General features: G+C 35.3%; 4 protein-coding genes. All 4 read left to right on the forward strand.

The features are described 5' to 3' along the window. On the forward strand, nucleotides 1-534 hold a 534-nt coding region (locus tag ABIQ27_RS00285), incomplete at its 5' end, for a hypothetical protein (RefSeq protein WP_348030955.1). Between the two features lies 1 nt (nucleotide 535). Continuing rightward, nucleotides 536-757, forward strand: coding sequence for a TIR domain-containing protein (locus ABIQ27_RS00290; RefSeq protein ID WP_348030957.1), 222 nt, complete (start codon nucleotides 536-538; stop codon nucleotides 755-757). Between the two features lie 422 nt (nucleotides 758-1,179). Further along, nucleotides 1,180-1,767 carry a hypothetical protein gene (locus ABIQ27_RS00295; RefSeq protein ID WP_348030958.1) on the forward strand — a complete coding sequence of 196 codons (588 nt, stop codon included), beginning with the start codon at nucleotides 1,180-1,182 and terminating at the stop codon, nucleotides 1,765-1,767. A gap of 2 nt (nucleotides 1,768-1,769) precedes the next feature. After that, nucleotides 1,770-2,090, forward strand: a complete 321-nt coding sequence (locus tag ABIQ27_RS00300) for a pYEATS domain-containing protein (protein WP_348030960.1) — start codon at nucleotides 1,770-1,772, stop codon at nucleotides 2,088-2,090. Nucleotides 2,091-2,390: the final 300 nt, after the last annotated feature.

The following is a 2,390-nucleotide window of genomic DNA, read 5'->3' on the forward strand; positions in this document are numbered from 1 at the left end:
GCAGAAGATCTTGCTTGGAATTTTGATTCGGTATACCACATTTTAAAAAAATGTGATGGCGCTATTATATTGGGCCTTTCCCGATGGTCTGCTCAAGATAAAAAGGGCTTCAGTGGTTTGCCAACGGAGTATAATCATTATGAAGGTGCTATTGCCGCTTCGTTAAGGTTGCCCCTGCTTTTACTTTCCGAGGAAGGCATTGCAGACAGAGGTATTTTTGACAATGGCGGCGGATTCATTTATACATCTATACCTTCCACAGCAGACAATAACTGGTTCAATAGTGATGAGTACTTTGTAGGACGCTTCAATTCCTGGAAACGAGCGGTAGAAAATAGGTACCAAGTATTTTTAGGATACTCAGGCGAAGCCAAAGATACTGCCAATTCGCTGGTAGCTTTTTTAACTGGCAGAATGAAATTAAGAGTAAAAGAGTACCGTACCAGTTTTGTACAGGGAGGGACTATTTTAGAGGAGATAGAAAATGCTGTAAACATGCCAATGTGCTATTTTTTTATTCACGGCCTCGGATAAATTGGAGAATAACGAATTTCAGGCATCCCCACGGGATAATGTGATATTCGAAGCAGGTTATTTTATGAAAGCAAAAGGAAAGGAAAGAATTTTAATTATTCAAGAGGAAGGCACAAAAATGCCGGCAGATATTGGTGGTAATATTTATTTGCCATTGAAGAAAAGAAATGATATTTCAACTATCACCGCAGACATTCAATATTTTCTTGAAAACAGGTTATAAACCAAGCATAATCGGCATGTCAAACTATATTTGTTTCCAATATGATCAGAAGCGAATTTTTGAAAGATTTTCCGATGACGTTAATAGCTCAACTGGCTGCCAAATACGACTTTGAATATTCGGTAGATGTTATTGATCCACGTTTACGCAGTCTTGGAGATGTTCAAATTAATACGAAAGATCGAAGATTGGTTAGATGAAGAGTCTGAAGTTTGGAATTCAAAACGAAATACACTGTGTAGAGTAGATCATTGGGAATATAATGAGCAACAATGGCTACCTGAATAAACAAATAAAATAAAAACTTTTCTGCAATGAATATTTTTATAGGTTTTGGATATAACGACAATGACAAATGGATTAAAGAGCTTGTTTTCCCTATTGTGCAGTCATTTGATGCCAATATTGTAACAGGCGAAGATTTGCATGGACTCATAATCTCGGAGGAGGTAAGTGAGCGAATTAAAAAAGCGGATGGTGTCTTAGCTTTTCTAACACCGAGAGATGCAATGGTATCTGGTAAATATACTACTCATCAATGGGTACGTGATGAATTAGTAACCGCTATTAACCACAGAATTCCATCTGTGGAAATCAGAGAAAAGACAGTTGATACACAAGGTGGTATTGTTGGAGACAGACAACGAATCGATTTTGATCTTGATAATAAGGCTAAATTATTAGTGGAGTTAGTGAAAATGCTGTCGAGATGGCGAAGAAATTTAAAATCGAGAAGATTATTTCTCATGCCAAGAGATATTGTGCAGGATGCAAGACGTTTCATCAATTCAGAGAATTTAAAATGTACATACCAATTCATGACCGGTAGCAAAGAATCAGAAATTTACAAAGCAAAACCATTCAAATACGGACAAGGCTTATGTGTAGATATATACAATGTTCCATCCGAAGATTCCTTAGTAGAAGTTACAATTACAGGCCCACAATTTGAGTGGTCATCCGATTATGAATCTGTTCAATTCCTATCAATTAATCTTCAAAAAATCTAGCTATGCCACCAACTATTACACTAAAATACAAGATAGCACAAGAATATAAGTATGAAGGCGATGATTGGTGGAGTTGGTGGATATGGATTGACGGTGGTAATAATGATCTTGATCAGATTGTTCAAGTGATTTACACACTTCATTCTACATTTCATAATCCTGTAAGAAAAATTAAGGACAGAAAAACAAAATTCAGGTTAGATACGGAGGGTTGGGGAACGTTTGTTATATATGCTAAACTTGTATTAAGAAATGGTCAAGAAGTAGGCCTGAGACATCGACTCCACTTAGAATATCCAGACGGTTCAGAAAACAAAGAATAAAATTTGCAACTTATTTTCAAAATGCAACTTTTTCCAAGGATTTTCCAACAACCGTTAGGAAAAATTTTCAATTATTTGGTATGATAGAATTGCCCAATATTTGAAAGAAAGATTGATGTAATTGCTGTTTTAAGGTTTTCAATCTCTTAAACAAATTTAATTTTCCATCTAAAAAATAAAAATCTTTTTCATAACAATTAAAAAACAAAAAAAATGGGAGTAGCACAAAATTTAAACAATGCATTTCAAAAAGACCTAAACTCGTATGCTGCATGGTGGCCAGTTGTTAATTCTTTTAAG

The organism is Flavobacterium sp. (genome assembly GCF_039916025.1).
GTDB lineage: Bacteria > Bacteroidota > Bacteroidia > Flavobacteriales > Flavobacteriaceae > Flavobacterium.